The organism is Natronobacterium haloterrestre (genome assembly GCF_900112205.1).
Taxonomy (GTDB): Archaea; Halobacteriota; Halobacteria; order Halobacteriales; family Natrialbaceae; genus Natronobacterium; species Natronobacterium haloterrestre.
In genome coordinates this window covers 115,686-141,820 of record NZ_FOKW01000008.1, presented here as the reverse complement: position 1 = coordinate 141,820, position 26,135 = coordinate 115,686, and the positions used below count along the sequence as shown (strand labels likewise).

Below are 26,135 nucleotides of genomic sequence, written 5' to 3'. Positions count from 1 at the left end.
CGAAAAGATCGGATCGGGCCGGAGCCGCGAGAACGGGCCGGAGCCGCGAGAACGGGCCGGAGCCGCGAGAACGAGAACCGGAACGGGAACGGAAGAACGGGCGCTCCGTTTCCGTCAGCCTTCCATCCCGCCGAACGAGAGTCCGCTCTCGACGTAGTTCTGTGCCGCGAAGTAGATGATCGCGACGGGCAGCGCGAACAGGATCGCGAACGCCGCGAACTCGGTCCAGGGGGTCTCGTAGTCGTCGACCAGCGCGTACAGTTCGACCGAGAGCGTGTAGTTCTCCGGCTGCAGGAGCGTCTGTGCGATGATGAACTCGTTCCAGCCGGCCAGGAACGTGAAGATGAGCACGACGGCGATACCCGGCTTCGCGAGCGGCAGGATCACCTCGCGGATGACCTGCCACTGGCTCGCGCCGTCGACGATCGCGGCCTCCTCGTAGGAGACGGGGATGTTGTCCATGAACGTCTTCAGCAGCCAGGTGTTGAACGGGATCGCCCCCGCGGCGTAGAACAGCCCGAGCACGAGCAGGTTGTTGCTCAGCCCGAGGTTGACGAACAGGGCGTACAGCGCGACCAGCGTCGCGATCGACAGCCCCGCGCCGACCTGGGTGAAGAGGACGTAGCCGTAGAGGACCTTCTCACGGCCCGCGAACTTCCGCCTCGAGAGCGCGTACGCGCCGGGGATGATGACCGACAGCGAGACGCTGACGGTGACGAAGACGACGATCAGGCTGTTAAACAGCGCGCCGGGCTTGCCGACTTCGCCGTCCTCGAAGACGAAGTTCGACTCGAACAGCACCCAGCGGTAGGCGTCGAGGTTGTACGTCGAGGGGTCCGCGAACAGCCCCTCGGAACTCATCAGGCCCGCGCCTTGCGAGAACGATGCCGTGACGATCCAGTACACCGGGAACATCAACAGCAATACCAGCAAGGTGGCGCCGGTGCTTCCCGCGATCGTCTTGCCGACGTCACTGAGGCTTCGTCGGCCGGTCTGTACCTGTTCGATGGTCTTTCGTACCGTATCGATCATTCGTTACCCACCCCGTCAGCGAGGTCGCCTTTCTTCACCGCGATCCACATGAACATGCCGACGAACACGAGTGCCGTGACCATGATCGCCGATGAGAGCCCGTACTCGTTGAGTTCGATCGCCTCGCGGAACCCGTAGACGAGGATGAGCTCGTTGTCCCGCGCGGGGCCCCCGCGGTTGAACACCCACGGGACCAGGAACTGCTGGAACGAGGCCGCCGCGGTGAGGATCGAGGCGAACATCACCGGTCGCTTGATCGCTGGCAGCGTGACGTGTCTGAACCGCTGGAGGTAGCCGGCACCGTCGACTTTCGCCGCGTCGTGCAGTTCCATCGGCACGTCCTGCAGGGCGCTGACGATGATGATCACCATGAACGGGTACGCCAGCCAGACTTCGGTCGTGACGTAGGAGCCGAAGGCGCCCCAGCGACTGCCCATCCACGCGACCGGAACGTCGGCGAGCAGGAACTCCGGCGCGTTGATCGACAGGAAGAACAGCACCGAGTCGATCGCGCCGACGACGGCCGTTACGGCCCCGTTGTACATCGAGAGGATCTGATTGAACGGTCCGAACCGGGCGCTGCTGAACAGCCCTCGCCAGACCGTGATCGAGAAGATCTCCGGGAACCCGAGCGGGACGATCACCAGCGCGCGCATGTACCGTTTCCCGCGGACGCGAGCGTGCGTGAGGACCACCGCAATGGCGATCCCGACGACGATTTTGGCGGTGACGCTCACCGCCATGAACAGCCAGGTCACCCCGAGGGAGTTCCAGAACTGCGCGTCGGAGAACAGCGAGATGTAGTTGTCGAATCCGATCAGACTCGCGCCGCCCCCGATGACGGTTCCGGTGTGGGTTGCGTCGGTAAAGGAGAGATAGATCAGGAACGCGATCGGGAACAGCATGAACGACAGGAACAGGGCGATACCCGGTGCAACGAGGAAGAACGCCAGCCAGTCGCGGTTCTCCAGGCGGTCCGGGAGCCGCTGCTGGCTGCGTTGTGAAAAGCGCTCGAAGAATGACGTGGACATGATTGGATAGCGGCGTAGTGAGGTTACTCCCAGCGCCCCCGAATCTCTTCCGCTGCCGATTCCATCGCTTCCTGTGGAGTCGACTGGTCGTTGAACACCTGCTCGAGGCCGGCCTCGACCGGGTTCCAGACCTGATCCATCCGCTCGTGGGCAGGCATCTGGACGCCCATGCTGACCGTCTCGGCGAAGGCAGCGACGTCCTCACCGAGGTCGTCGGCGTCTGTGTAGTCCCGGTGGACCGGGATGAAGCCGTGGTTCTCCGCGTTCGAGAGGATCGCGTCCTCGTTCGTCGAGTGCCACTCGGCCCACTCGACGGCGGTCTCGACCTCCTCTTCGGGCGCGTCCTCGAGGTTCGTGGTGAAGTACCACAGCTGGATGCCGGTGTACGGCGTGGGGTCGCCGCCGTCGATGTCGGGCATCGAGGTGAGGCCGACGTCGATACCGCCGTCGCGGAAGCCGCCGACTTCCCACGGGCCGTTGATCGCGAACGGGGCGTTCCCGTCGGCGAAGACCGGAACCTGGGCGTCGTAGTCCGGGTCCTGCGGCACGTACGGCCAGATCTGGTCCCGGAGCAGTTCGACGCCCTCGACGAACTCGTCGTCGTCGATGTGGGTGTCTTCCGTTTCGGAGTCGAAGAACCGGCCGCCAAAGGCCTGGACGAACGCGCTGATGAAGTAGGGATCCGCCGGCGGACAGGAGAGGCCGTACATGTTGCCCTCCGGATCGTGGTACTCCTCCATGATGTCGACCATCTCGTCGAGGGTCTCCGGGGCCTCGTCGACGAGTTCCTTGTTGTACATCAACGTCGTCGTCTCGGCGGCGTACGGGAGCCCGTACACGCCGCCTTCCCACCGCGCGGCGTCGGCCGCGGCGTCGGTAAACGTGTCGTCGAGGTCGATCGAGAGGTCGTCGGACGCGTCGTAGATGAACTCGCGATCGTAGTAGGTACCGACCCAGTCGTGGGCCCAGGCGAACGTCTCCGGCCCTTCGCCGGAGGGAATCGCCGTGTCCAGCTGGTCGACGATCTCGGGCACCTGTTCGACGTTCAGTTCGTCCTCGCGGCCCTCGTTGAACGTCGCCACCTGTTCTTCGAGCGCGTCCTGCTCGCCTTCGGTGAAGTCGTGCCAGAGAGTGGTCCCTTGCTCTTCGTTCCCGAGACAGCCCGCTGCGGTCAGCGTAGCCATCCCACCGATCCCCGCCAGGAGCTTCCTGCGTTGCATTGGCATGAAAGTAGTTACGAATTATGTCTTCATATATTTAATCGTTAGGGTCCGCGTCGGGATGGCCGTCCGCTGTGTCGCCTCGAGAGGAGTTAGATCGGGGGAAAATCGGAGCGGAGCGAATTTCGAGAAATGCGTGGTGAAATATTACATCTTAGATTGCCAATTTTGGGAAAGACTTTATATTATCGGGACTAACTCCTGGCAAATGGCACGGGTCACCATCGACTCCCTCCGGAAGGAGTACGACGTCGGACGGGTCGTCGCGGTCGACGATCTGGACCTCGAGATCGAAGACGGTGAGTTCGTCACCGTCGTGGGGCCGTCGGGTTGTGGAAAGACGACTACGCTGCGGATGCTGGCCGGCCTCGAGAAGCCGACGGACGGGCGCATCGAGATCGGCGGCCGGGACGTCACGGACGTACACGCGAAGAACCGTGACGTCGCGATGGTCTTCCAGAACTACGCGCTGTATCCCCACAAGACCGTCTTCGAGAACATGGCGTTCGGGCTCCGGATGAGCACGGACATGACCGAAGACGAGCGGGAACGGCGGGTCGTCGAGACCGCGGAGATGATGGACATCGACGAACTTCTCGACGACAAGCCGGACGAACTCTCCGGCGGACAGAAACAACGGGTCGCGCTCGGGCGGGCGATCGTCCGCGAGCCGGACGTGTTCCTGTTCGACGAGCCGCTGTCGAACCTCGACGCGAAGCTGCGGACGAGCATGCGCGCGGAGATCCAGCGGCTCCAGGAGGAACTGGACATCACCGCCGTCTACGTCACCCACGACCAGGAAGAGGCGATGACCATGGGGGACAAGATCGTCATTCTCAAAGACGGCAAACTCCAGCAGGTCGGTCATCCCAACACCGTCTACGACGAGCCCGCCAACCGGTTCGTCGGCGGCTTCATCGGCTCGCCTTCGATGAACTTCGTGCGCGTTGGCGTCGAACAGTCCGGTGACCGGCTGGTTCTGGACGACGACGCGGGCTTCCGATACGAGCTTTCGCCGACGTACTCGAACGAAGCCCCCCTCGAGGCGGGAGACACCGTCGTCGCCGGCATCCGGCCGGAGCACATCGCTCCGACCGACGGCGGACGCGGCATCGAGACGACCGTCCGGGTGGTCGAACCCGTCGGCAGCGACAACTACCTCTATCTCGACCTCGGGGACGACGACGAGGAGTTCATGGCCCGGGTCGACGCCGACTTCGAACCGGAACCGGACGAACGGATCGAGGTCACGTTCGACGAGACGGACGTTCGCCTGTTCGACGACGAGACGGGCGAGTCGCTGCTCCACGAGAACGCGGCGGCCACGACGCCGACGCCCTGACGCGGTCAAAAATCATGGTGTAATAATTCTTCGTCCATAAACGATAAATCGGCCCCGCTCGTTCGCATCCGTATGCACCAGCCGGGCCCGCCGCGTTTCTGTGCCGTCGGCGAATCGGTCGAACTCGCTCCCCGGGATCCGGATCCCGAGCGCGAGGCGAGCTACGAGTGGTCGATCCTCGAGTCACCTGCCGACAGCGCCCTCTCCGTACCGGACGATCCGGTGTGGCATCTCGAGCCGGACGCACCCGGGACCTACCGGTTCGAACTCGAGACCCCCGAGGGACGGTACGAACAGCGCATTCGCGCGTTCCCTGACGTCCGCCGGTCGACGAGCTTTGACCTCGAGCGGGATCGACTCCCCGATCACGACCCCGAGGAGGTGTCGATCATGGGGCCGTTCAACGAACACCTCTTCGACCGGGAGCACCCGACGCTCGAGGGCGGTACCTATCGGTACGAGATCGACGCCGAACCGGGCACCCACCGGTACGGCTACGTTCCGGGCGACGACTTCGAGAACGCGGTCTGGGGAGAGGTGACGGTCCCGGGTCCCGGCAAGCCCCGCGTTTTCCTCGACGGGCCGGACGAGGCCGACGGCGACGCCGAAGCGACGACGGTCACGGCCGAGGCGACGCCGGGCACCGACAGCGAGTACGACGCGGACGAACTCGCCGTCGAGTTCTACGTCGACGACCGCGACGAACTGACCGACGCGGACCTCGAGGTCGACGGCGGCCGGGCCCGCGTTCCGGTCGCCGACCTCGAGGAACCCGTTCGGATCCACGCGGTCGCCGTCGGGGAGCGCCACAGCGTCGCCGACTGCGTGATCGTCTACCCGGACGGACGCGTCGAGCGCCGCAACGACCCGCCGGAATGGGCCCGCGACGCCGTCGTCTACGAGATCTTCGTCCGCTCGTTCACCGACGAGGCGACGTTCGAATCCCTCGAGCGCCGCGTGCCGTACCTCGAGTCGCTGGGCGTCGACTGCCTGTGGCTGACGCCGGTCCTCGAGAGCCCGACGAAACACGGCTACCACATCACCGACTACTTCGATACGGCCTCGGATCTCGGGACGCGCGAGGAGTTCGAGTCGTTCGTCGATCGCTGCCACGAGAGCGACATCCGGGTGGTCTTCGACCTCGTGATCAACCATACCGCGCGCGAGCACGCCGCCTTCGACATGAGCGCGGCCTGTGTCTCCGAGTACGAGGACTGGTACGTCTGGGAGGACCTCGCGGAGACCGGGGTCGAGCCGGACGAGCTCGCGGCAGAAATCGGGGCCGAGAACCCCCGCGAGGACTACGCGCCGCCCGCACGCACGACGCCCGACGGCGAGACGGAGGTCGCCCAGTACTACTTCAACTGGCGCGGGATTCCGAACGTCAACTACGATTCGCTTGCCGTTCGGTCGTTCTTCCTCGAGGTCGTCGACGAGTGGGTCGACGTCGTCGACGGCTTCCGCTGTGACGTCGCCTGGGGCGTCCCCCACGGCTTCTGGAAGGAGATCTACGAGCGGGTCAAGTCCCACGACTCGGAGGTACTGCTGCTGGACGAGACCGTTCCGCGCGAACCCGAGTACGCCGAGTCCGAGTTCGACGTCCACTACGATACGACGCTGTACTACGCGCTGCGGGACGTCGGCAACGGCGAACGGCCCGCCGACGCCCTCCTCGAGGCCGCGCGAGCACCGCGCCGGGAAGGGTTCCCCGAGTGGTCGCTACACATGCGCTACGTCGAGAACCACGACGAGACGCGCTACCTCGAGGAGTGTGGCCCCGAGGCCCAGCGGGCGGCGGTGACGGCCGTCCTCACGATGCCGGGCGTGCCGATGGTCTACTACGGGCAGGAACGGGGCGCGACGGAGTACCGCCAGTTGATGCCCTGGGAGGGCGACGGCGAGGCGACGACGTTCCACCGCCGGCTGGTCGCCGCGCGCCACGGCTCCGAGGCGCTCTCGCGGGGCGACCTCGCCGACCTCGAATACGACGCGGACGCCGATCCGGTCGTCGCCTATACTCGAGAGAGTACGGACGAGGCGGTCGCCGTCGTCCTGAACTTCGGCTCCGATCCGGAACGCGTCCGAGTCGAACGCGACCTCGAGACGACGGATCTCGTGACGGGCGAGGAACGCGACCTCGAGCGCGTTGACGGCGGCACCGTGCTCGAGGTCGAAGACGCTGCAGTCGTCCCGGTTCGGTCGGATACGTAGGACGGAGTACAGCGAACCGTTTTCGAGTACAGCTACGCCCGAATAACCGTGAAATCGGCGTCATTGGGGCGGCCACGGAGGGTTTGTCTGTGGCCCGCTACTCGATTCGTTCGACGGTATTCAGCGCGTTGACCCGACCTGCGCCGAGGTAGGAGTCGCCGCGGTCGTCCGCGACCTCCGCCCCTTTCCGGATCGCCTCGAGTACCTGTTGGGGATTCGCGTCCTCGTCGAGTTCGCGTGCGAGAGCGGCGAGCCCGGTGACCTGTGGGGCCGCCATCGACGTTCCCGCCAGCCAATTGTAGGGAGCGGGGTCCTCCTCCGCTTGCGTCGAGTAGGTCGAGAACACGAGGTTGAGTGGGTAGGGCCACTCGACATCGGCCTCCGGATCGAGTGTTTTTTCCAGCGTCTCGTAGCCACCGCCGGGCGCGCCGACGTCCACGTCGTTGCGCCCCCAGTTCGAGTAGAAGGTGAGTTCCTCGTTCGGCCCGGTGGCGCTGACGCCGATAACCCCGGACAGGCCGTTCCAGAGCCGGAGCCAGCCGTCCTGCAGGTCGGTCTCGTCGTTGCCGGCCGACCCGACGTACAGCGTCCCCTCGCGTTGTCCGTAGTTCGAAACCGGTTCGAACAGCCGTCGGTAGACCCCGACGTTGGTGTCGAACTCGCTGAAGTCCTCCGGAGCCACCATGAAGCCGAGACTGATGTTGGCGGCGTCCGCGCCGACGGCGGCGGCGTACTCCATTCCGACCATGATGTCCCCGAACGTGCTCGTCCCATACCCCAGCACGTCTATAGAGACGAGTGTTGCGTCGGGAGCTGTCCCCGTCATGAGTTCGTCACCCGTCGCAGCGGCCGTCCCCGCGACGTGCGTCCCGTGGCCGTAGGGGTCGCCCTCGTGAGGTGCGACCTCGCCGTCGACGATAGCGGCGCTTGCGTCCACGTCGAGGTTCGAGAGATCGGGGTGGGTCTCGTCGACTCCCGTGTCGATGATCGCCACCGTGGTCTCCTCGCCCGTCGCGTGCGCCTGTGCCTCGCGTACGTCCTGAACCTGCTTGTCCCAGAGCAGTTCGTCGTAGACGTCGTCGGGGTCGTCCGGAACCTCGTCGTGTTCGTCTTCGATAACGGGTTCGATCTCGAGTTCGAGATCCCGGACGGCAGCGGTGACCCCGTCGACGGCTTCGAGGTCGTCTACTGCGTCTTCCGGGCCGGTTACCAGCAGAACCTCGCCGCCAGCGAGTACGTTCAGAACGTCGAATCCGGCCGATTCCACGTCGGCCTGCTCCGCCGTTCGTGCGATGTAGCGTGCCCGACCGTCGTTCGCCGATGCGACGCCGGTAACGAACAACGTCGCCCCTGCTGCGCCGATACCCTTGAGTGCTGACCGCCTATCGAGTTGCATTGCGTGACAATCGCCACCACGGCACGTATTTAATATTACGCTATAAGACAGATAAAATATATTTTCATAGTTAGTATTTCTTGTCAGTATTGTATCAATAAGAAGCACGACGATCGTCGTAGAGAATACGAAAATCGTTCGCGGATTCCCCGTCGCGTTCGACGGACGAGGAGCGCCCGTCAGTCCTGCGCCGTCGGTCCGTCCGCGGAAACGTCTACGCCGGACGCATCCGCCTCAGCGAGCGCGGTCGCCGTCGCCAGCCGAAGCGCGTGTGGCCAGCCAAGCGGCGTCGCGCTGTCGGCCGTCCCGTCGTCGAACAGCTGTTCGGGCAAGTACTCGCCGTCGCGCCGGAGCTGTCCGCCCGGCTCGACCAGCGCGAGCAGGTCCCGCGCGCGCTCGTCGAACTCGGCGGCCGCGTCGCCGTCGGCGGCGGCCAGCAGGGCGCTCAACTCGGCCGCTGCGTGGGAACCCCACGCGGTCGTCACCGTCCAGATCTTCGGCTCGCCCTGGTCGCTGACCCGCCAGGGGTCGTCCTCGAACCGCGCGAGCCCCTCGATCGGTCCATCGGGGTCCCGGTAGAGGCCGTCGATCGTCGTCTCGAGGTGGGAGCGGAGCCGCGCGAGCCGATCGCCGTCGACGGCGAGGCCCGCGACGGCGTCGTACTCGGCGTGGGCCCCGGCCAGCGCGAAGGTGCTCCCATCGAGGCGGTCGTCGAGGTCGCCGTCGTCGAGACGCAGGCCGTAGCACTCCCGTTCGGGAACCCATAGCGCGTCGATCCCCTCGTAGACCTCGCGAGCACCCTCGAGTGCTCGCTCGCGGTACTCGTCGGCGAGTGGCGCGCGAGCGATCGCGGCGTAGGCCTCGAGGTAGGTCGCGGCAGTGTGAGTAAAGCGCCCGGTCATGTTCTCCCAGGCGTTCTGGACGCGCTCGGGGAGCCCGTCGTCCTCGAGGGTGTCGTCGAGGCCGTCGAGGGCCGAGACGAGCGCAGCCCGGACGTCCTCGTCCTCGTCGTCGACGACCCGGAGGTACGTGGCGAGATAGGTCGCGACGCTCGCCGTCTGGTCGGCCTGGTAGTCGACGCCCGCCGACCCCTGCTCGAGGCGGCCGTTGGCCCAGCCGGGAGCGATCTCGCCGTTGTGGGGCCAGACGCGGTGGGGCCAGGTGCCGTCCTCGAGTTGTGTCTCGACGTAGAACCGGGCGCTTCGACGGTGCCACTCCTCCAGACCGAGGTCGGCACGTCGGTCGGCTGCGAGGAGGAACGACGCGATTTCGGCGTCGTCGCGGAACCAGGTGTAGCCGTAACCGCCGGAATACCTGAAGAAGGGGTCGAACTCGGGGCCGGCCATCCGGGACCCGTTCGAGCCCCGCAGGAGAGCGAGGGTTCGCAGGTCGTCGACCGCGTCGTCGATCGTCCCGTTTCCGACCGTGCTCGAGGAGTCACCAGCGCCCAGAAGTCCCTGCGCCTGCGTCCGGCCGACCTCGAGGATCGTCTCGCGGTCGGGATGGTCGGCGACGCCGGCCCGGACCCGTTCGAGGGCCTCGAGCCGGTCGCCGTCGGAGGCGTCCGCGAGGAGCGTCGCGATCGTCGCGCTCGGGTCGTCGCCGGTCAGCGTGACCTCGAGCATCCCGATCGGGCTGAGGGAGGTCTCCTCGTATCGGCCGGCGGCGTCCGGACGGGGAAGCTCGACCGGCTCTTCGTCGAGCAGTTCCTCGAAGTTCGGCGGCACCTGCCCCGTGACCTCGAGCGGCGAGGAGGCGGCGACGAAATCGCGTTCGCGGTCGTGATAGATCTCGACGACGTCCTCGTGTCGGAGCTGTCCGGTCCGGCCGACCCGGCCCTCGGGGGCGAAGCCGAGACACGCGTGGATCGACGGCTCCGACGGGCTGTCCGTCCCGTCGGTACCCTCGAGTTCGAAGTGCGTGAGATGTAGTCGGCCGACGGTCACGTCGTGCTGGACGAGCGTGACCGGGTCCGATTTGGGTTCGGAATCGATCCGGTGGACGGTTTCGACGACCGCGGTATCGCCGACGTAGCGCTGTTGGCCACCCTCGAGCCAGTGGGTGCCGTTACCCAGTTCGACCCCGAACCGGGACTTCTCGATGCCGACGAGCCCCGAGACGGGATAGGAGTAGTCCCTGACCGACCCGTCGGGGGCGACGTGGACGAGTCGATCGTCGAGCCCCGAGAACAGCCCCGACGTCGACCGTCGCTCGCCGGGAAACCGACGAGGGTCGCCCCGCGACCGTTTGACGTCGTTCAGGGCGCTGTGAAGTTTCATCGTGGAACCCGATACGACCCCCACCGTCTAAAATTTGTTGTAAAATGTATTCCCACTTTTGCCCGACGACGAAGCCGCCGTCGTCCGTGGAATCGACGGTCGATCCACTCGAGCCGAGCGCGAATCTTTTTCAGCCGTCGCTGCAATTCTTGCAACACTAACTACTCATGGACACTGACGGCCTCGCCGGACTACTCGAGCAATTCGGCCTCTCGGAGAAGGAGATCGACACGTACCTCGCCATCCTGGATCACGGGGAATCGAAGGCGAGCACGATCGCGGACGCCGCCGACGTTTCGAAGCGGTACGTCTACAGCATCAGCGAGGAACTCGAGGAACGAGGGTTCGTCGAGGTCGACGACCACGCGGTACCGACGGTCATCCGGCCGGTCCAGCCGGAGACGGTCGTCCAGCGGCTCACCCGCAGCGTCGAGCAGATGGAGCCGGAACTGGAGTCCCGGTACACGCGGACCGAGCGTACCGGGGAGCAGTTCGAGGTGATCAAGTCCCGACAGACGGTCCTCAAGCGCATCGAAGAGCTGCTGGGAAACGCCGAAACCGAGGTGACGCTGTCGTTGCCCGCGTCGATACTCCCGCGGATCCGGTCGACGCTCGAGGAGACCGTCGAACGGGACGTCCTCGTCCTCCTGCTCGTCGGGACGGCCGACGGCGAGCGGATCGATACCGCGTCGCTCGCCGGGACGGCGAGTACTGTCCGGACCTGGGACGCGCTCGTCCCGACGATGTTGACGGTGGATCGAGTTCACGGGCTGTTGGCTCCGAACCAGATCCTCACGAGTTCCACGAGCGATACGCGTGCGATCGCCCTCTCACAGGAACAACTGGTCCCCGTACTCACCGGTTCCTTCCTGGCGAACTACTGGCCGATCGCGGAGGAGCGATACGTCAGGTCGCCGGCGGAGTTGCCGGGAACGTACGACGGATTCCGGCACGCAGTCTTCCAGATCGCGCTCCACCGGACGAGCGACACCCGGCTCGAGGCGACCGTCGAAGGGGCGCCGGTCGCCGACCGGGACCTGCCGACACGACTCTCGGGCGAGGTCGTCGACGTCCGACAGAGCCTGGTCCGGCCCGTCTCGTCGACCGTTCCCATCGAGAACGCGTTCGAGATCCAGGTCGACGGCGACCGCTACAGCATCGGCGGGAGCGGCGCGTTCCTCGAGGACTTCGAGGCCGAGTCGGTGACCCTTCGCCGCCTCGAGGACGGGGAGTAGGGTCATCCTTTACTGTGCAGTGAGTAAACTTCATGGGACGAGAGGGAGAACGTCGGGCGTAATGACTCGACGGAGTATTCGCGGTCGAGCGCGGCCCCGCGCCGCATCGAACCCCACGACCGAGGGAGGGTCGCGACGATGACCGACGCACGCGCGGTTCGGGATCGGATCGCCGAGGGCGGCGTCGTCGCCGTCCTCCGGGGTGTCGGCGAGGACGATATCGTCCCCGTCGCTCGAGCGCTCCACGAGGGCGGCGTCGCCGCGATCGAGATCACGGCCGACGGCGACTTCGCTCGAGAGAAGATGGCCGCGGTCTCGCGCGAGCTGGCCGATACCGACGCCGTGGTCGGGGCTGGCACCGTCCTCGACGCCGCGACTGCGGAGTCGATGGTCGACGCGGGCGCGGAGTTCGTGGTCTCGCCGCACCTGGACGTCGACGTCGTCCGTACCTGTAACCGTCACGGCGTTCTCGCCGCGCCCGGCATCATGACGCCGACCGAGGCCGTAACCGCGATGGAGGCCGGTGCCGACGTACTCAAACTGTTCCCGGCCTCTACCGTCGGCCCCGGCCACATCGGCGCGATCAAGGGCCCGCTCGGGGACGTCGACGTGATTCCGACCGGCGGTATCTCGGCGGAAAACGCCGGGGAGTACCTCGAGGCGGGCGCACTCGCGGTCGGTGCCGGCAGCGCGATCGTCGACGACGAAGCGATCGCCGACGGCGACATGGACCGCGTTCGGGAGTCGGCCGCCGCCTTCGTCGAGGCGGTCGAAGAAGCGCGAAGCGAGTGAGTCCGGCCGGTCCCCGGTCATCCGATCCCTCGTTTTCCTGCCGATCGCTTCCCCCTCGAGCGATCCGGCCGTCGATCGTCGTCGCGATCACCAGCCGGTCGGGACGTTCTACAATTTACTACCGATAGGGTAAATACTTTAGCGACCCGGTCCGTTGGTTCGAGTATGAAAGCGATCGCTGTCGAACCAGGCGCCGGCGAGCCGACGCTCGTCGAGCGGCCACAGCCCGAGCCAGGTACGGGCGAGGCGCTGGTGCGGACGCTGCGGGTGGGTGTCGACGGGACCGACCAGGAAGTCATCGCGGGACACCACGGTGAACTGCCCCCCGGCGAAGATCGACTCGTCCTGGGCCACGAGGCGGTCGGCGTCGTCGCCGATCCGAACGGGACCGACCTCGAGGAGGGGGAGATCGTCGTCCCGACGGTGCGCCGACCGCCCGCGGGCGGGACCAACGAGTACTTCGAGCGGGGCGAACCGGACATGGCGCCCGACGGCGAGTACGTCGAGCGCGGGATCGTCGGCGAACACGGGTTCATGTCCGAGTACTTCACCAGCCCGGCGGAGTACCTCGTTTCGATCCCCGAGGAACTCGCGGCGCTTGGCTTCCTCGTCGAGCCGATCAGCATCTCCGAGAAAGCCTTCGAGCACGCCTTCGCCTCGCGGTCGGCGTTCGACTGGAACCCCGAGTCCGCCCTCGTGCTCGGGAACGGCTCGCTCGGGCTGCTCACGCTGGCGATGCTCGAGAAGGTCTACGAGTTCGACCGGACGTACTGTCTCGGGCGGCGCGACCGGCCCGACCCCACGATCGACATCATCGAGGAACTGGGCGCGACGTACGTCGACTCGCGGAAGACGCCGGTCGCCGAGATCCCCGACGCGTACGAGGCCGTCGACTTCGCCTACGAGGCGACGGGATACGCGAAACACGCCGTCGAGACGGTCGACGCGCTCGCACCGAACGGCGTCGGCGCGCTGCTGGGCGTCCCCGAACCCTGGGAGTTCGAGGTCGACGGCGGTCACCTCCACCGCGAGATGGTCCTGCACAACAAGGCGCTGGTCGGCACGGTCAATTCCCACCGCGGCCAGTTCGAATCGGCCGTCGACACGCTTTCCCAGCTTCCCGACTGGTTCACCGACGACCTCGTGACCGGGGTCTACGGCCTCGAGGAGTACGACGCGGCGTTCGAAACCGGCGACGACGTCGTGAAAACCGCCGTCGAGTTCGGCTCTCTGTAGTCGGCACGGACCTCGAGCCGACGGCCGGACCGTGATGAAAACAATTACTTGATTCCCGAGTAGTGATTTTTGCTATGGGAGTCGATTACTCGAACCTCCGCGATCCGAACGCGGAATACACGATGCGGGATCTGTCGGCGGAGACGATGAACGTGACCCGCGAGCGCGGGGACGGCCGGGACGTCGAGATCACGGACGTCCAGACGACGATGGTCGACGGCAACTTCCCGTGGACCCTCGTCCGAATTTATACCGACGCGGGCATCGTCGGCACCGGCGAGGCCTACTGGGGGGCGGGCGCGCCGGAACTCATCGAACGGATGGCCCCGTTCCTGCGCGGGGAGAATCCGCTGGATATCGATCGCCTCACGGAACACCTCGTCCAGAAGATGTCCGGCGAGGGTTCGATCGGCGGCGTCACGGTCACCGCGATTTCGGGCATCGAGGTCGCGCTACACGATCTGGCGGGCAAGATCCTCGAGGTGCCGGCCTACCAGTTGCTCGGCGGAAAGTACCGCGACGAGGTCCGGGTCTACTGTGACTGTCACACCGAAGCGGAAGCGGACCCGATCGCCTGCGCCGACGAGGCCGAACGCGTCGTCACCGAACTCGGCTACGACGCCCTGAAGTTCGACCTCGACGTCCCCTCCGGCCACGAGAAAGACCGCGCGAACCGCCACCTCCGCGCACCCGAAATCGAACACAAGGCAAGCATCGTCGAAGCCGTCACCCAGCGCGTCGGCTCCCGGGCCGACGTCGCGTTCGACTGTCACTGGACCTTCTCTGGTGGCTCCGCGAAACGCCTCGCGAAGCGCCTCGAGGAGTACGACGTCTGGTGGCTCGAGGACCCGGTGCCGCCGGAGAACCACGACGTCCAGCGGGAAGTCACCCAGTCGACGACGACGCCGATCACGGTCGGCGAGAACGTCTACCGCAAACACGGCCAGCGGCGACTGTTGGAGGAGCAGGCGGTGGACATCATCGCGCCGGACATGCCGAAGGTCGGTGGGATGCGCGAGACCCGGAAGATCGCGGACCTGGCGGATCTCTACTACGTTCCGGTCGCGATGCACAACGTCGCCTCGCCGGTCGCGACGATGGCGAGCGCCCACGTCGGCGCGGCGATTCCGAACTCGCTCGCGGTGGAGTACCACTCCTACGAACTCGGCTGGTGGTCGGATCTCGTCGAGGAGGACGTCATCGAGGACGGCTACATCGAAATCCCCGAGAAGCCCGGCCTCGGCGTGACCCTGGATCTGGACGCGGTCGAGGAGCATATGGTCGAGGGTGAGGAGTTGTTTGACGAGGCGTAAGCCTCGTCGAGTACGTTGAGCGTTGCTCAACGGTGTTCGACGAAGCCTAGCTTCGTCGAGCCAGCAAATCTTTGATTTGGGGCGTTAGGATACCTCTCACCGCCTGAACAGCGTTTCCACGTGGCCCGGGTCGAAGTTCTCCGGGGACACGTCGCCGTCGACCTCGAGCGCCCGCGAGAGGTACGTCGCGCTGTTTATCAGGCCGAGGTGGGAGAACGCCTGCGGGAAGTTCCCCAGGAGTTCGCCGGTATCGGGGTCGACCTTCTCGGAGTAGAGGCCGAGGGGGCTGGCGTACTCGAGCACCGACTCGAAGTACTCCCGGGCCCGCTCGAGGCGGTTCGAGAGGACCAGCGCGTCGATCAGCCAGAACGAGCACAGCAGGAACGGCTCCGCCTCGTCCTCGCGGACCTCGCTGTCGACGAACCTGACGACGAGACCGTCGTCGGTCGTCAGTCGCTCGATGACGGCGTCGATCGTCGACTGGACGCGGTCGTCTTCCGGCGGCAGGAACTCGTAGATCGGGAGCAACAGCGCGGTCGCGTCGAGGGCCTCGTCGCTGCCGAAGTACTGGACGAAGCTCCCGGCCGACTCGCTGTAGCCGCGTTCCTCGATCGCTTCGCGGACCGCCGCTCGGCTCCCCTCCCACTCCTCGAGTGGGGCCTCGAGGTCGTTTTCCCGCGCGAGCACGATTCCCCGGTCGAGCGCGACCCAGCACAGCAGTTTCGAGTGAAGGAAGTGTCGCTGCTCCTCGCGAAACTCCCAGATCCCGGCGTCGCGTTCGTCCCAGTGTGCACAGACGTAGTCGACGATGTCGCGGATCGCGTCCCAGTCGTCCTCGATCGGGACCGACACGTCGAACTGGACCGTCTCATAAAGGGCCTGGACGATCGTCCCGTAGACGTCGAGTTGTTGCTGCGGGGCCGCGGCGTTCCCGACACGGACGGGACCCGTGTCGCGGTACCCCGAGAGGTGCTCGAGGGTTCGCTCGGCGACCGCGTCGCCGGTTTCACCGTGCAGACTGTAGAGGGGCCGGATCTCGGCGGGGTCCGTGCGGGCGACGTCGGCGAACCAGTCGAAGTACTCCCGACCCTCCCGTTCGTGGCCCGTGTCGTGTAACGCCTGGACGGTGAACTTTGCGTCCCGGATCCAGTTGTACCGGTAGTCCCAGGTCCGGTCGGAGCCGATCTTCTCGGGGATCGACGTCGTCGCCGCCGCCGGGATCGCGCCCGTCTCGTGGTGGATCAGTAGCTTCAGGACGAGTTCCGACCGGACGACGGCCTCGTACCACCGCTCGGGCATCGTTCCGGGCGCGCCGTCGCGGGTGCCGAGCCAGTCGCGCCAGTAGCGTTTCGTCTCGTCGATGCAGGTCTCGAGGTCGATCGACGAAAGCGGCCCCCGGCCGCCGTACTGGACGCCGGTCCAGCAGCGGTCGCCGGCCGAGAGCGAGACGGTGCCGGTGACGGTCGCGTCGGACTCCGAGACCGTGAGGTCGTCGAGCGGCGGTTCCCAACCCGTGTACAGAAACAGCGACCGGTCGTCGCCACGGGCGACGACGCCGTCCGCGATCCGTTCGAACGTCGGCGTCACCCGGGCGTAGTCGAACCGGGGCGCGAACTCGAGGCCGAACTCGACGTCGCCGCGTTCGCACTCGAGCCGCCGGTAGATCGCCTGCTGGAAGCGGTTGGCGTCGTCCTCGTCGTCGAAGTCGAACGCGTAGTCGTGGCCGCCGTCGCGGCCGCGGCCGGAGCCGGGTTTGCGTCCGTTCCGGATCGGCATGAAGTCGGTCACGGTCGCCTGCCCGCGTTCGGTCTCGAAGGTCGTTTCGAGGACGTTCGTCCGGTCGACGTAGCGGTGGCTCGACTCGTGGGCCGCCCTCGGGGAGACCGCGAAGTGCCCGCCATGGTCGGCGTCGAGGATTCGGGCGAAGACGCTCGCGTCCTCGAGGTGCGGGAAGCAACACCAGTCGATCGAGCCGGTTCTGCTGACGAGCGCGCAGCGGTCGTCGTTGCCGATGACGCCGTAATCGCGAAGCGGTGGGTAGTCCATCTGGAGAGCGCTCGGACGTGGGGTGAAGCTACGGGAACGGTCGAACGGCGATTCCTCGGCCGGCGTGTGTCAGTGCCCGATACGTCGGGGGCTCGAGCCAATAAGCGTCGGCCGGCAGCGGCCGGGAGTACGAGTCACGACGACGCTCCGCGATCGGTCGCGTGTGTCTCGGGGTCCTCGAGGGGGAGGCCCGCGCTCGAGGAACTGAACCGCCGGTTCCCGTCGAGTTCGGCCGGCGGAACGTCGTCGTGGTTCGCGGTCGCCCCACAATTCGACGGGATGGCCGTGCTGGCCTCGGTTTTATACCACTGCTCGAGGTGGAAGCGCGCGTGACGCAGACTCCGATCGACACCACACGTCGCGGATTGCTCCGGGCCGCCGTCGGGTTCGGAATCGTCGGCTCCGGCACGGCGGTCGCCAGTGGAGCCGCACAGGACGACGAAGGCGAGGACGCAAGCGACGGGCGCTACGTCGACGTCTACGAGTCGATCATCGACGACGTCGTCCTTGTCTCCGTCTCGGGGATGGACGGGCCGGGTCCCGGCGGACTCGGCTCCGGGTTCGTCGTCGACGACCACGTCGTCACGAACGCACACGTGGTCCGGGACGCGGACGAAGTCGAACTCCAGTTCACCGACGAGCAGTGGCGAACCGCCACGGTCCTCGGCACCGACGAGTACAGCGACCTCGCCGTCCTCGAGGTCGACGACTTCCCGGACGTCGTCGACGGGCTTTCGCTGGCCGACGAGCGGCCGGCGGTCGGGCAGGAAGTCGTCGCGCTGGGCAACCCGCTCGGACTCGACGCCTCGATTACACAGGGGATCGTCAGCGGGGTCGATCGCTCGCTGCCGAGTCCCACCGGGTTCTCCATTCCGGCGGCGATCCAGACTGATGCGCCCGTCAACCCGGGCAACAGCGGCGGCCCGCTCGTCGACCTCGAGGGGTCGGTGCTGGGCGTGGTCTTCGCCGGGGCCGGACAGACCATCGGGTTCGCGATCTCCTCCCAACTGGCCGCGCGGGTGGTGCCGGCGCTCGCCGCGGACGGCGAGTACCCCCACTCCTACGTCGGCGTCGGGGTCGACCCCGTCGATCCGCGTATCGCCGAGGCGAACGAACTGGACGAGCCGCGGGGCGTCCTCGTCCGCGAGGTCAGGCCAGATGGGCCGGCCAGTGGCGTGCTCGAACCGGCCGACGAGGTGGCGACCGTCGACGGCGTGCCGGTTCCCGCGGGCGGCGACGTGATCGTCGCCATCGACGACGAGGAGATCCCGAACGAGGAGCGACTCGCGTCGTACCTGGCGCTCGAGACGTCGCCGGGGGAGACGATCGACGTCGACGTCGTTCGCGACGGCGAGCGGGAGACGGTCGAGTTGACCCTCGAGGAACGACCGCCGGTAGAGGGCCCCTGAGAGTCGTCAGTCGCCGCCGGTTTCCGCGCTCTCCTCCGGTTGCTCTTCCGCGTCCTCGAGGTCCTCGATCTCCTCGTCCCGCGGCGCGTTCTGTGTCCCGAGGTCGCCGTCGCCGCCGTCGACCTCGTCCGGATCACGGTCGATTCGCTCGAGTTCGTCCTCGATTTCGGCCTCCCGTTCCGCCTCGCGTTCGCTGGTTCTGTCGCTATCGTCTTCGGCCATGACACCGGTCGTTCGTCGTCCAGTGACGTGGACCTCCGGCCGTCGAGTGCAACGTCGATCCAGTCGAACGGCCCCGTCTCGCGTCCCGTCTCGGATTCAGATCGAACGAACCGTCCAGCCGACACGAAAGACAGATAAAAGGCCCCGCGTTGTGAACACATAGATATGGACGTTCCCTACGATCTCAGCTCGTACGTCAGGGTGTTGAAGATGGCGACGACACCCACGACGAACGAGTTCCTTCAGGTGTCGAAGATCGCCGGTGCTGGCATCCTGCTCGTCGGGTTGATGGGATTCCTCATCGGCGCGATAATGCTCGTGCTGACCGGTGGTGGCGTCTGATGGGTATCTACGCAGTCAAGACGACCGCGAGCCAGGAACGCACCGTCGCGGACATGATCATCAACCGCGAGGAGCCCGAGATCCACGCCGCGCTCGCGCCGGACTCGCTGACCTCCTACGTGATGGTCGAGTCCGACGGCGACGCCGTCCTCCAGCGGGTCTTAGACGACATTCCCCACGCCCGGAGCATCGTCCCCGGCGAGTCCGACATCTCGGAAGTCGAGCACTTCCTCTCGCCGAAGCCGGACGTCGAGGGGATCGCCGAGGGCGACATCGTGGAACTCATCGCGGGCCCGTTCAAGGGCGAGAAGGCGCAGGTCCAGCGCATCGACGAGGGCAAAGACCAGGTGACCGTCGAACTGTACGAGGCGACGGTCCCGATTCCCGTGACGGTGCGGGGAGACCAGATCCGCGTCCTCGATTCCGACGAGCGATAGCGAGTCGGTTCGCTCGACGTGAGCGATACGAGGATCGAGCGACGCGAGATCCTCGAAGCGAACGTCGAGGAAGTTTTATACTAAATTTTGCAAGGAGCGGTGAGCGAACGCCGTGAGCGAACCCGACGCAGTAAAATTTAGGAGCGCGACGGTCCCGATTCCCGTGACGGTGCGGGGAGACCAGATCCGCGTCCTCGATTCCGACGAGCGATAGCGAGTCGGTTCGCTCGACGTGAGCGATACGAGGATCGAGCGACGCGAGATCCTCGAAGCGAACGCCGGGGAAGTTTTGTACTAAATTTTGCAAGGAGCGGTGAGCGAACGCCGTGAGCGAACCCGACGCAGTAAAATTTAGGAGCGCGACGGTCCCGATTCCGGTGACGGTGCGGGGCGACCAGATCCGCGTGCTGGACAGTGACGAGCGGTAGTTCGTCGATTACTACGCGGACGACCAAACCGAACTGGCGAGTATCGACGCTCTTTGCTCGACTGCTCCGCGCTATCCACTGAATACGAACCTCGAGAACGACTGAGCGTTAGATGTCTCGTCGCTGGAATACGAACTGGGCGGCGACGACGAGCAGCGCAGTGACGGCGAGCAAGACGAGTGTGTCACCGTAGGCGTAGCTTTCCTCGAGGAGGATCGCCGTCGGATCGTAGTAGTGGGTGGGGCTGACGTACTGCAGTGGTTCGAACCCGTCGGTACTCGCCGCGATCGTCTCGACCAGGTAGAGCGCGAACACGATGCCGATCGCGACGCGCTGTGCGACGTCTGCCCGGTCGACCGCCGTCGAGAGGACGAGTCCGATCCCCGCACACGCGAGCAAGTATGGAATCGAAAGCAAGTGGACCATCGTCATATCGAGCAGGTCGATCGACTCGCCGATGGCGAACCCGACCGCGTAGATGACGGCGCCGACGCCGACGTTGAGCGCGACGATCGGGACCAGCACCGAGGCGAACTTCTCGAGGACGAGACGCGACCGGGAGATCGGAAGCGAGAGCAACAGATCCATCCGATCCCGTTCCACGTCGTCTGCGACGAGTCCGGCGGATCGGTAGGCGAAGTACAGTCCCATCAACAGCACCCAGATGAACGTGTAGATCTGGGTCGCGAGGAACCCCTCGATGGTGGACATCGACTGAACGCCCATCGCCTGTCGAACTGCCTCGGGGTAGGCCTCGACGACCTGGTCGATGTCGACGCCCGCCGCCTCGATCGAGGGGAACAGGGCGACGATGAACGCGGTGTAGACGCTCACCAGTGCGACGAAGACGAGCGTTCCGCGAACGTTCCGGTCCGTCTCGTAGTAGAACGTCTCAAGCATCGATACCCTCCGCGTCGCGAACGGCGGTCGTAGCGTCGGCGCCGTAGTAGTGCATGAAGACGTCCTCGAGCGGCGGTTCGCTGATGTCGATGTCGAATACGTCGTAGTTCGTCAGGTGCTCGAGCAAGGCGTTGTACTCGCCGACGTACGTGAACTGCACGCCGTCCTCGAGTTCGACGACGTCGACGGCACCGTCCAGCCCCTCGACCGCGGTCGCGACGTCGTCCGGAGTCCGGACGCGAACCCGCTTGCCGCCTTTCTCGAGCAACGACTCGACGTCCTCGAGCGCGACGAGCTGGCCGTCCCGCAGGATGGCGACCCGATCGCAGACGCGGCGCACCTCGCTCAGGACGTGCGAGGAGAAGAAAATCGTCGTCCCTCGCTCGCGCTCGGCGTCGACGAACTCGTTGAACTGCTCCTGTTTCAGCGGATCCAGTCCGGAGGTCGGCTCGTCCATGATGACGAGGTCGGGGTCGTGCATGAACGCCTGGATGAGCCCGAGCATCTGCTCGTTCCCGGTCGAGTACTCGCGGATCGGGCGGTCCAGCGGCGGCGTGAAGGTATCGACCAGTTCCGAGCGCCGCGGATCACCTTTGAGCGATGCGTGGTAGTCGAGCACCCGATTTCCGGTCACGTCCTCGTCGAACCCGAGCGTCGCGGGCAGGTAGCCGATTCGTCGTTTCGTCTCGACGAGCGCGTCCTCGTCGCGCACGTCCGTCCCCAGGACCGAGACGGTCCCCGAGGTCGGTGCGAGCAATCCGAGAATCGTCCGGATCGTCGTGGTCTTACCGGCCCCGTTCGGTCCGAGGTAGCCGAATACCTCCCCCTCCTCGACCGAGAACGACAGCGAGTCCACCGCCACCAGATCCCCGTACTCCTTCGTCAGATCCGTCACTTCGATCGATGCCATGATCGGGTTTGACTCTATGACTAAATACTTCTTGTGGTCATGAAGTCATGAATGACGACCGATCTGTTTTTGAGTTTCAGCACCCACCTGTAGATATGCGCGGGTTCAGCGACGACGAACGGGACCGAATCCGGGACGAACTCGTCGAAACCGGCCGCGAACTGCTACGGCTGTACGGGCCACGGAAGACGAACGTCGACGACGTTACCGAACCGGTCGGGATCGCCAAGAGCACGTTCTACCGATTTTTCGACTCCAAGTCCGAACTCTACGCGGAGATCATCGAACGCGAATCCGAGGAGTTTCTGGAGGAACTCGAGGGGGAACTCGAGGGCGTCGACGAGCCACGGGAGGGGCTCGAACGGCTGTTCAGGTGTTACGTCGAGTTCGCCGAGCAGAACCCGCTGATCCAGTACCGCGAGGAGTTCCTGAACGGCCTCTCCCAGGAACAGATGGAGGAGATCGGTCAGAAGAAGATGGACGACTACGTCCCGATCGTCGAATCGCTACAGGAACGGAGCGACGGTCCGCTCGCAGAACACGATCCTATCACCGTTCTCGGAGTGATGGGGACGATCGGCTACCTCGCCATCCACCGGGAGGAGTTCGACAATTACCGGGAGGGATACTACGACGACGTCGTCGATCTGGCCATCACGTCGCTCGCGAGAGGACTGACGGTACCGCCACGCACGCCGGCCTAGCGTTTCAGTTCGGTCGCGATCGTCTCCATGTCCGCTTCGGACTCGATCTCGTCCAGGAGTTCCTCGCGCTCGCGGACGTCCTCGGCGTCGGCCCCGTAGGCCCGGACGTACTCCGCGCGGCTGTGCTCGTTGAACGCGTGGCGGATCGCAAGGTAGCCGTCCGGAACGACGGTGCCACAGACCTTGCACTCCCGGCGCTCGTGTTCGGTCGCCTGATGGACCACGGCCGACTCGACGTCGGCGAACACCTCCCCGCAGCCGTCGATTCCGCATTCCCAGGCCATTTGGGGGTAGTCGGTGGGCCGACCTAATGGTCTTTTCGTCGTCCGCTCGAGTCGATATAACCGTTCGCTCCGGCGTTGACAACCCGCCGAGGTCGACGGACGACTCGAGCGGACCGGAACGGTGGAATCAGAACGAATAACTCGTTTGTCCCGTTATCGTCGGGCGTGAGCGAGAGCGAAGGCGATGGTGACGACGGCGACGGAGACGGCGTCGAGGAGGACCACGACGCCGATGGGATCGACGCCAACCGAGACAGCGACGCCGACGGCATCACCCGAGTCGACTGCCACGTGAAAGTGCTCGACGACGAGGTCGTGGCGCGGGCCGAGCAGGCAGGCCTCGACGCGATCGTCTACGCTCCACACTTCACCCGGCTCCCGGAAATCCGGCGCGAAGCCGAGCGCTACTCGACCGACGACTTGCTGGTCGTGCCCGCTCGGGAGGTCTTCACCGGCCCCTGGTACGAACGCAAACACGTCCTCGCGATCGGCCTCGAGGAGCCGGTCCCGGACTTCATCCCGCTCGAGACCGCGATGGACGAGTTCGAGCGCCAGGACGCGACGGTGCTCGCTCCCCACCCCGAGTTCGCCAACGTGAGTCTCACCGGGACCGACGTCGGCCGGTACGCCGGCCTGATCGACGCCGTCGAGATCTTCAACCCGAAACACCTCCCGATGCACAATCGTCGGGCGCGCGAGATCGCCGAGTCGGTCGATCTGCCGCCGTTTACGTCGTCGTACGCCCACCTCCCGCGGACCGTCGGGATCTCCCACACGGTCCTCGGCGCCGCGATCGAGACGGTGGCGGACCTCCGTGCCGCCCTCGAAGACGGTGTCCGGCGGCGGATCGTGTACCGGAACGGTCTCGGGCGGTGGACGACGACGGCGGGCGAACTCGGCCATCTCGCCTACGAGAACACCTGGAAGAAGGTGGATCGGCTCTTTCTATCGGGGATCGAGCCGACCCATCCCCGACACATCGCCTACGACGGGCGGTTCGAAGACGTCGCGGTGTACTGAGTCCACGCTTCGGTCGACTCGAGCGTCGGTTACCCGTCGCCCCCTTTCTCCCCTCCGTCGGACCGGACCGCTCGCAGCGTCGCCGCCATGCGATCCCAGTGGCTGCCGCGCCAGAAGTATTGGCCACAATCCATGCATCGCCAGAGGTCGGACGGCCGGTCGCGATCGGCGTTCGTTCCGTCGCCCGTTCCGTTCCCGCTCGCGTCGACCCCTCGCGAGGGTGGACCCGGAACGTAGTCGGGAAGGTCGTCTACGGCGTCCGGATCGACTCGCTCGAGCTGACCGTTACACCGACCGCAAAACCGTGGTTCGGCCGCGATATCGAGGGGAACGCCGGCCGTCGCCAGCTCCACCAGCTGGGCCTCGACTTCGTGGGCCTCGAGGAGGATCGACCCCGGGGAGTCGGCGGTCCGGTTCGCGAGCGCGACGTCGCGGGTTACGACCGTCCGGTCCTCGTCTTCGGCGACGACCACCACGGCGTCGTCGCCCTCGAGGTCCCGGCCCCGCTCGCCGGCGTAGGCGGTGTCGTGATTACACAGCCGCAGATAGGGGACGAGCCCGCCGCACATGACGTCGAGGAGGAGCCGCATCAGTGCAGGAACGCGCGCAGGTCCTCGAGGTCCCAGGTGTTGATCACGTCCGCGGGCTCGGCCCACCCGCGTCGGGCCGTGTGAACGCCCCAGCGGACGTACTCGAGGGTCGCCGGCCGGTGGGCGTCGGTGTTGATCGCGATCGGTGCGCCCTCCTCGACGGCGGCCTGGACGGCGCTCCCCCACAGGTCGAGCCGGCGGGGATTGCTGTTGACCTCGAGGGCGGTGTCGTGGGCGGCCGCGGCCCGGCCGAGTTCGGCGGCGTCGAACTCGAGGCCCGAGCGCTCGTTGAGCAGTCGGCCGCTGGGGTGGCCGAGCACGTCGATCGCGGGGTTCTCGATCGCTCGGACGAGCCGCTCGGTCGCGGTCTCGGCGTCCTGGTCGAGCGCGCTGTGGGGCGAGGCGACGACGACGTCGAGCGCGTCGATGACTGGCTCGCCGAGATCGATCTCGCCGGTCGCGTCGACGTTGGCCTCGATCCCCGCGAAGACCTCGAGGTCGCTGTCCTCCCCGGCCTCGCGGACGACCTCGACCTGCTCCAGGATCTCCTCGTCGGAGAGGCCCATGTCGCCGACGACGCCCGGCCCTTCGGCGTGGTCCGCGATCCCGAAGTAGTCGTAGCCTCGCTCTTCGGCCCCGGCGATCATCGCTGCGACGGTGTTGTTCCCGTCGGACCACTCGGTGTGGGTGTGGAGGTCGCCTCGGACGTCCGCCCGGGTCAGCAGGTCCGGCAGGTCGCCGTTCTCGGCGGCCTCGATCTCGCCGCGGTCCTCGCGGAGTTCCGGCGGGATCCAGGGGAGCCCGAGGGCCTCGTACATTCCTTCCTCGGTTTCGCCCGCGACGCGGTCGCCGACGCGTTGGCCCTCCTCGGCGTCCTCGAGGTCGCTGACGTCGAAGGCGCCGTACTCGTTCAGTTTCATCCCGCGGTCGATCGCGTAGTTGCGCAGGGTGACGTTGTGGTCCTTGCTCCCGGTGAAATACTGCAGGGCGGAGCCGAACTCCTCGGGTGCGACAACCCGGAGGTCGATCCGAATTTCGCCGACCCGGACGCTGGCCTTCGCGGGTCCGGACTCGATCTCGCCGTCGACGGAGTCCCAGTCGACGAACCGTTCGACGACCGCTTCCGGGGAGTCCGTCGCCGCGAGCACGTCCACGTCGCCGATCGTCTCGCGCCACCGGCGGATCGAGCCCGCGACTTCACAGCGATCGACTTCCTCGAGGGATTCGAGGAAGGCGAGTACGTCGTCGGCGAGCGGGCGTCCCTCGCCGAGCAGGTAGCGCTGGCCGACCTGGCGGGCGAACTCGAGGTTGTCCCGGATGTTCTGCTCGGTCTTGGGGCCGAACCCCTTGACTTCCTGGATCTCGCCGTTCTCGGCGGCCTCTTCGAGGTCGTCTAAGGTCTCGATCCCGAGTTCGCGGTACAGTTTGCCGGCCGTCTTCGGGCCGACGCCCTCGACGCGGGTGATGTCGGCGATGTCGATCGGCAACTCGGCGCGCAGTTCCTCGAGTTCGTCGATCGACCCGGTCTCGACGTACTCGACGATCTTCGAGGCGATGGCGTCGCCGACGCCGTCGATGTCCTCGATGGCGTCGCGGTCGCCCTCGGCGACGTAGTCGGCGATCGGCGTCGGGTGCGAGCGGACGTTTTCGGCCGCGCGCCGGTACGCCCGGGGTTTGTACTCGACGTCGTCGGCCTCGAGCAGGTCGGCGAACTCCTCGAACCGGCCGGCGATTTCGGCGTTGGTCGCCATCGGTA

General features: G+C 66.1%; 23 protein-coding genes and 2 pseudogenes. 13 read left to right on the top strand and 12 right to left on the bottom strand.

The features are described from left to right. Window positions 1-114: 114 nt before the first annotated feature. The 3 genes from BM113_RS15590 to BM113_RS15580 are packed head-to-tail and all read right to left on the bottom strand — an operon-like array spanning window position 115 to window position 3,283. Window positions 115-1,032 carry a sugar ABC transporter permease gene (locus BM113_RS15590; protein WP_089788973.1) on the bottom strand — a complete coding sequence of 306 codons (918 nt, stop codon included), beginning with the start codon at window positions 1,030-1,032 and terminating at the stop codon, window positions 115-117. Continuing rightward, on the bottom strand, window positions 1,029-2,063 hold the full coding sequence (locus tag BM113_RS15585; protein ID WP_089788972.1) for a carbohydrate ABC transporter permease: 1,035 nt from the start codon (window positions 2,061-2,063) through the stop codon (window positions 1,029-1,031). The genes BM113_RS15590 and BM113_RS15585 overlap by 4 nt, the downstream gene beginning before the upstream one ends. Window positions 2,064-2,086: 23 nt before the next feature. Then, the gene (locus BM113_RS15580) at window positions 2,087-3,283 is read right to left on the bottom strand and encodes an extracellular solute-binding protein (protein WP_177209195.1); all 1,197 of its coding nucleotides are present in this window, start codon (window positions 3,281-3,283) and stop codon (window positions 2,087-2,089) included. Between the two features lie 208 nt (window positions 3,284-3,491). On the opposite strand from BM113_RS15580, the gene BM113_RS15575 reads away from it, so the two are divergent. Next, window positions 3,492-4,625, top strand: coding sequence for an ABC transporter ATP-binding protein (locus BM113_RS15575; protein WP_089788970.1), 1,134 nt, complete (start codon window positions 3,492-3,494; stop codon window positions 4,623-4,625). Between the two features lie 72 nt (window positions 4,626-4,697). Then, window positions 4,698-6,836: an alpha-amylase family glycosyl hydrolase gene (locus BM113_RS15570; protein WP_089788969.1), complete on the top strand. Its 2,139-nt coding sequence runs from the start codon at window positions 4,698-4,700 to the stop codon at window positions 6,834-6,836. Window positions 6,837-6,933: 97 nt separating this feature from the next. Here BM113_RS15570 and BM113_RS15565 read toward each other — a convergent pair whose 3' ends face one another. Both BM113_RS15565 and BM113_RS15560 read right to left on the bottom strand, forming a co-directional pair. Then, window positions 6,934-8,232 carry a S8 family peptidase gene (locus tag BM113_RS15565; protein WP_177209190.1) on the bottom strand — a complete coding sequence of 433 codons (1,299 nt, stop codon included), beginning with the start codon at window positions 8,230-8,232 and terminating at the stop codon, window positions 6,934-6,936. Window positions 8,233-8,411: 179 nt separating this feature from the next. Next, on the bottom strand, window positions 8,412-10,511 hold the full coding sequence (locus BM113_RS15560; protein ID WP_089788968.1) for a DUF7997 domain-containing protein: 2,100 nt from the start codon (window positions 10,509-10,511) through the stop codon (window positions 8,412-8,414). Between the two features lie 167 nt (window positions 10,512-10,678). On the opposite strand from BM113_RS15560, the gene BM113_RS15555 reads away from it, so the two are divergent. From BM113_RS15555 to BM113_RS15540, 4 genes are all read left to right on the top strand, one after another. Next, window positions 10,679-11,746: a TrmB family transcriptional regulator gene (locus tag BM113_RS15555; protein WP_089788967.1), complete on the top strand. Its 1,068-nt coding sequence runs from the start codon at window positions 10,679-10,681 to the stop codon at window positions 11,744-11,746. A gap of 138 nt (window positions 11,747-11,884) precedes the next feature. Further along, on the top strand, window positions 11,885-12,538 hold the full coding sequence (locus BM113_RS15550; protein WP_089788966.1) for a bifunctional 4-hydroxy-2-oxoglutarate aldolase/2-dehydro-3-deoxy-phosphogluconate aldolase: 654 nt from the start codon (window positions 11,885-11,887) through the stop codon (window positions 12,536-12,538). 165 nt (window positions 12,539-12,703) lie between these two features. Beyond that, window positions 12,704-13,774: a glucose 1-dehydrogenase gene (locus BM113_RS15545; RefSeq protein WP_089788965.1), complete on the top strand. Its 1,071-nt coding sequence runs from the start codon at window positions 12,704-12,706 to the stop codon at window positions 13,772-13,774. A gap of 74 nt (window positions 13,775-13,848) precedes the next feature. Further along, window positions 13,849-15,087, top strand: a complete 1,239-nt coding sequence (locus tag BM113_RS15540) for a mandelate racemase/muconate lactonizing enzyme family protein (protein WP_089788964.1) — start codon at window positions 13,849-13,851, stop codon at window positions 15,085-15,087. Window positions 15,088-15,183: 96 nt separating this feature from the next. Here BM113_RS15540 and BM113_RS15535 read toward each other — a convergent pair whose 3' ends face one another. After that, window positions 15,184-17,133 carry a glycoside hydrolase family 15 protein gene (locus BM113_RS15535; protein ID WP_089788963.1) on the bottom strand — a complete coding sequence of 650 codons (1,950 nt, stop codon included), beginning with the start codon at window positions 17,131-17,133 and terminating at the stop codon, window positions 15,184-15,186. Between the two features lie 329 nt (window positions 17,134-17,462). Here BM113_RS15535 and BM113_RS15530 point away from each other — a divergent pair, with 329 nt between their 5' ends. Next, window positions 17,463-18,542, top strand: a complete 1,080-nt coding sequence (locus tag BM113_RS15530; protein WP_394327720.1) for a S1C family serine protease — start codon at window positions 17,463-17,465, stop codon at window positions 18,540-18,542. A 6-nt stretch (window positions 18,543-18,548) separates the two neighbouring features. On the opposite strand, the gene BM113_RS15525 is transcribed toward BM113_RS15530, so the two are convergent. After that, window positions 18,549-18,764 (bottom strand): hypothetical protein, encoded by a 216-nt coding sequence (locus BM113_RS15525; protein WP_089788962.1) that lies wholly within the window; start codon window positions 18,762-18,764, stop codon window positions 18,549-18,551. Window positions 18,765-18,929: 165 nt separating this feature from the next. Between BM113_RS15525 and BM113_RS15520 the strand changes: the two genes are divergently transcribed. The 4 genes and pseudogenes from BM113_RS15520 to BM113_RS21950 form a co-directional block, all read left to right on the top strand. Next, entirely contained in the window at window positions 18,930-19,106 is a 177-nt protein-coding gene (locus BM113_RS15520; RefSeq protein WP_089788961.1) for a protein translocase SEC61 complex subunit gamma, read from the top strand. After that, window positions 19,106-19,543, top strand: coding sequence for a transcription elongation factor Spt5 (locus BM113_RS15515; RefSeq protein WP_089788960.1), 438 nt, complete (start codon window positions 19,106-19,108; stop codon window positions 19,541-19,543). Before BM113_RS15520 ends, BM113_RS15515 begins: the two co-directional genes overlap by 1 nt. 130 nt (window positions 19,544-19,673) lie before the next feature. Then, window positions 19,674-19,757 (top strand): annotated as a pseudogene (locus BM113_RS21955) (transcription elongation factor Spt5); the annotation flags it as partial. A gap of 130 nt (window positions 19,758-19,887) precedes the next feature. Next, window positions 19,888-19,971 (top strand): annotated as a pseudogene (locus BM113_RS21950) (transcription elongation factor Spt5); the annotation flags it as partial. A 108-nt stretch (window positions 19,972-20,079) separates the two neighbouring features. On the opposite strand, the gene BM113_RS15510 reads toward BM113_RS21950, so the two are convergent. Both BM113_RS15510 and BM113_RS15505 read right to left on the bottom strand, forming a co-directional pair. Then, complete coding sequence (locus tag BM113_RS15510; RefSeq protein WP_089788959.1) at window positions 20,080-20,871, bottom strand: ABC transporter permease subunit; 792 nt, start codon at window positions 20,869-20,871, stop codon at window positions 20,080-20,082. Then, window positions 20,864-21,781 (bottom strand): ABC transporter ATP-binding protein, encoded by a 918-nt coding sequence (locus BM113_RS15505; protein WP_089788958.1) that lies wholly within the window; start codon window positions 21,779-21,781, stop codon window positions 20,864-20,866. Before BM113_RS15505 ends, BM113_RS15510 begins: the two co-directional genes overlap by 8 nt. Window positions 21,782-21,876: 95 nt before the next feature. Here BM113_RS15505 and BM113_RS15500 point away from each other — a divergent pair, with 95 nt between their 5' ends. Continuing rightward, complete coding sequence (locus tag BM113_RS15500) at window positions 21,877-22,485, top strand: TetR/AcrR family transcriptional regulator (protein ID WP_089788957.1); 609 nt, start codon at window positions 21,877-21,879, stop codon at window positions 22,483-22,485. Here BM113_RS15500 and BM113_RS15495 read toward each other — a convergent pair. Next, window positions 22,482-22,769, bottom strand: a complete 288-nt coding sequence (locus BM113_RS15495) for a DUF7565 family protein (protein WP_089788956.1) — start codon at window positions 22,767-22,769, stop codon at window positions 22,482-22,484. The genes BM113_RS15500 and BM113_RS15495 overlap by 4 nt on opposite strands. Window positions 22,770-23,039: 270 nt before the next feature. On the opposite strand from BM113_RS15495, the gene BM113_RS15490 reads away from it, so the two are divergent. Beyond that, window positions 23,040-23,789 carry a PHP domain-containing protein gene (locus BM113_RS15490; protein WP_177209194.1) on the top strand — a complete coding sequence of 250 codons (750 nt, stop codon included), beginning with the start codon at window positions 23,040-23,042 and terminating at the stop codon, window positions 23,787-23,789. A 29-nt stretch (window positions 23,790-23,818) separates the two neighbouring features. Here the strand turns inward: BM113_RS15490 and BM113_RS15485 are convergent, their stop codons facing one another. After that, window positions 23,819-24,379, bottom strand: a complete 561-nt coding sequence (locus BM113_RS15485; RefSeq protein ID WP_089788954.1) for a Mut7-C RNAse domain-containing protein — start codon at window positions 24,377-24,379, stop codon at window positions 23,819-23,821. Then, complete coding sequence (polX, locus tag BM113_RS15480; RefSeq protein WP_089788953.1) at window positions 24,379-26,130, bottom strand: DNA polymerase/3'-5' exonuclease PolX; 1,752 nt, start codon at window positions 26,128-26,130, stop codon at window positions 24,379-24,381. Before polX ends, BM113_RS15485 begins: the two co-directional genes overlap by 1 nt. Window positions 26,131-26,135 lie beyond the last annotated feature (5 nt).

Excerpts from the sequence above, each read along its gene's own strand:
- BM113_RS15495 (WP_089788956.1), bottom strand. The coding sequence starts at position 22,769 with ATGGCCTGGGAATGCGGAATCGACGGCTGCGGGGAGGTGTTCGCCGAC.
- BM113_RS15525 (WP_089788962.1), bottom strand. The coding sequence starts at position 18,764 with ATGGCCGAAGACGATAGCGACAGAACCAGCGAACGCGAGGCGGAACGG.
- BM113_RS15585 (WP_089788972.1), bottom strand. The coding sequence starts at position 2,063 with ATGTCCACGTCATTCTTCGAGCGCTTTTCACAACGCAGCCAGCAGCGG.
- polX (WP_089788953.1), bottom strand. The coding sequence starts at position 26,130 with ATGGCGACCAACGCCGAAATCGCCGGCCGGTTCGAGGAGTTCGCCGAC.
- BM113_RS15485 (WP_089788954.1), bottom strand. The coding sequence starts at position 24,379 with ATGCGGCTCCTCCTCGACGTCATGTGCGGCGGGCTCGTCCCCTATCTG.
- BM113_RS15550 (WP_089788966.1), top strand. The coding sequence starts at position 11,885 with ATGACCGACGCACGCGCGGTTCGGGATCGGATCGCCGAGGGCGGCGTC.
- BM113_RS15565 (WP_177209190.1), bottom strand. The coding sequence starts at position 8,232 with ATGCAACTCGATAGGCGGTCAGCACTCAAGGGTATCGGCGCAGCAGGG.
- BM113_RS15510 (WP_089788959.1), bottom strand. The coding sequence starts at position 20,871 with ATGCTTGAGACGTTCTACTACGAGACGGACCGGAACGTTCGCGGAACG.
- BM113_RS15535 (WP_089788963.1), bottom strand. The coding sequence starts at position 17,133 with ATGGACTACCCACCGCTTCGCGATTACGGCGTCATCGGCAACGACGAC.
- BM113_RS15570 (WP_089788969.1), top strand. The coding sequence starts at position 4,698 with ATGCACCAGCCGGGCCCGCCGCGTTTCTGTGCCGTCGGCGAATCGGTC.
- BM113_RS15560 (WP_089788968.1), bottom strand. The coding sequence starts at position 10,511 with ATGAAACTTCACAGCGCCCTGAACGACGTCAAACGGTCGCGGGGCGAC.
- BM113_RS15540 (WP_089788964.1), top strand. The coding sequence starts at position 13,849 with ATGGGAGTCGATTACTCGAACCTCCGCGATCCGAACGCGGAATACACG.
- BM113_RS15500 (WP_089788957.1), top strand. The coding sequence starts at position 21,877 with ATGCGCGGGTTCAGCGACGACGAACGGGACCGAATCCGGGACGAACTC.
- BM113_RS15575 (WP_089788970.1), top strand. The coding sequence starts at position 3,492 with ATGGCACGGGTCACCATCGACTCCCTCCGGAAGGAGTACGACGTCGGA.
- BM113_RS15555 (WP_089788967.1), top strand. The coding sequence starts at position 10,679 with ATGGACACTGACGGCCTCGCCGGACTACTCGAGCAATTCGGCCTCTCG.
- BM113_RS15515 (WP_089788960.1), top strand. The coding sequence starts at position 19,106 with ATGGGTATCTACGCAGTCAAGACGACCGCGAGCCAGGAACGCACCGTC.
- BM113_RS15545 (WP_089788965.1), top strand. The coding sequence starts at position 12,704 with ATGAAAGCGATCGCTGTCGAACCAGGCGCCGGCGAGCCGACGCTCGTC.
- BM113_RS15520 (WP_089788961.1), top strand. The coding sequence starts at position 18,930 with ATGGACGTTCCCTACGATCTCAGCTCGTACGTCAGGGTGTTGAAGATG.
- BM113_RS15590 (WP_089788973.1), bottom strand. The coding sequence starts at position 1,032 with ATGATCGATACGGTACGAAAGACCATCGAACAGGTACAGACCGGCCGA.
- BM113_RS15505 (WP_089788958.1), bottom strand. The coding sequence starts at position 21,781 with ATGGCATCGATCGAAGTGACGGATCTGACGAAGGAGTACGGGGATCTG.
- BM113_RS15580 (WP_177209195.1), bottom strand. The coding sequence starts at position 3,283 with ATGCAACGCAGGAAGCTCCTGGCGGGGATCGGTGGGATGGCTACGCTG.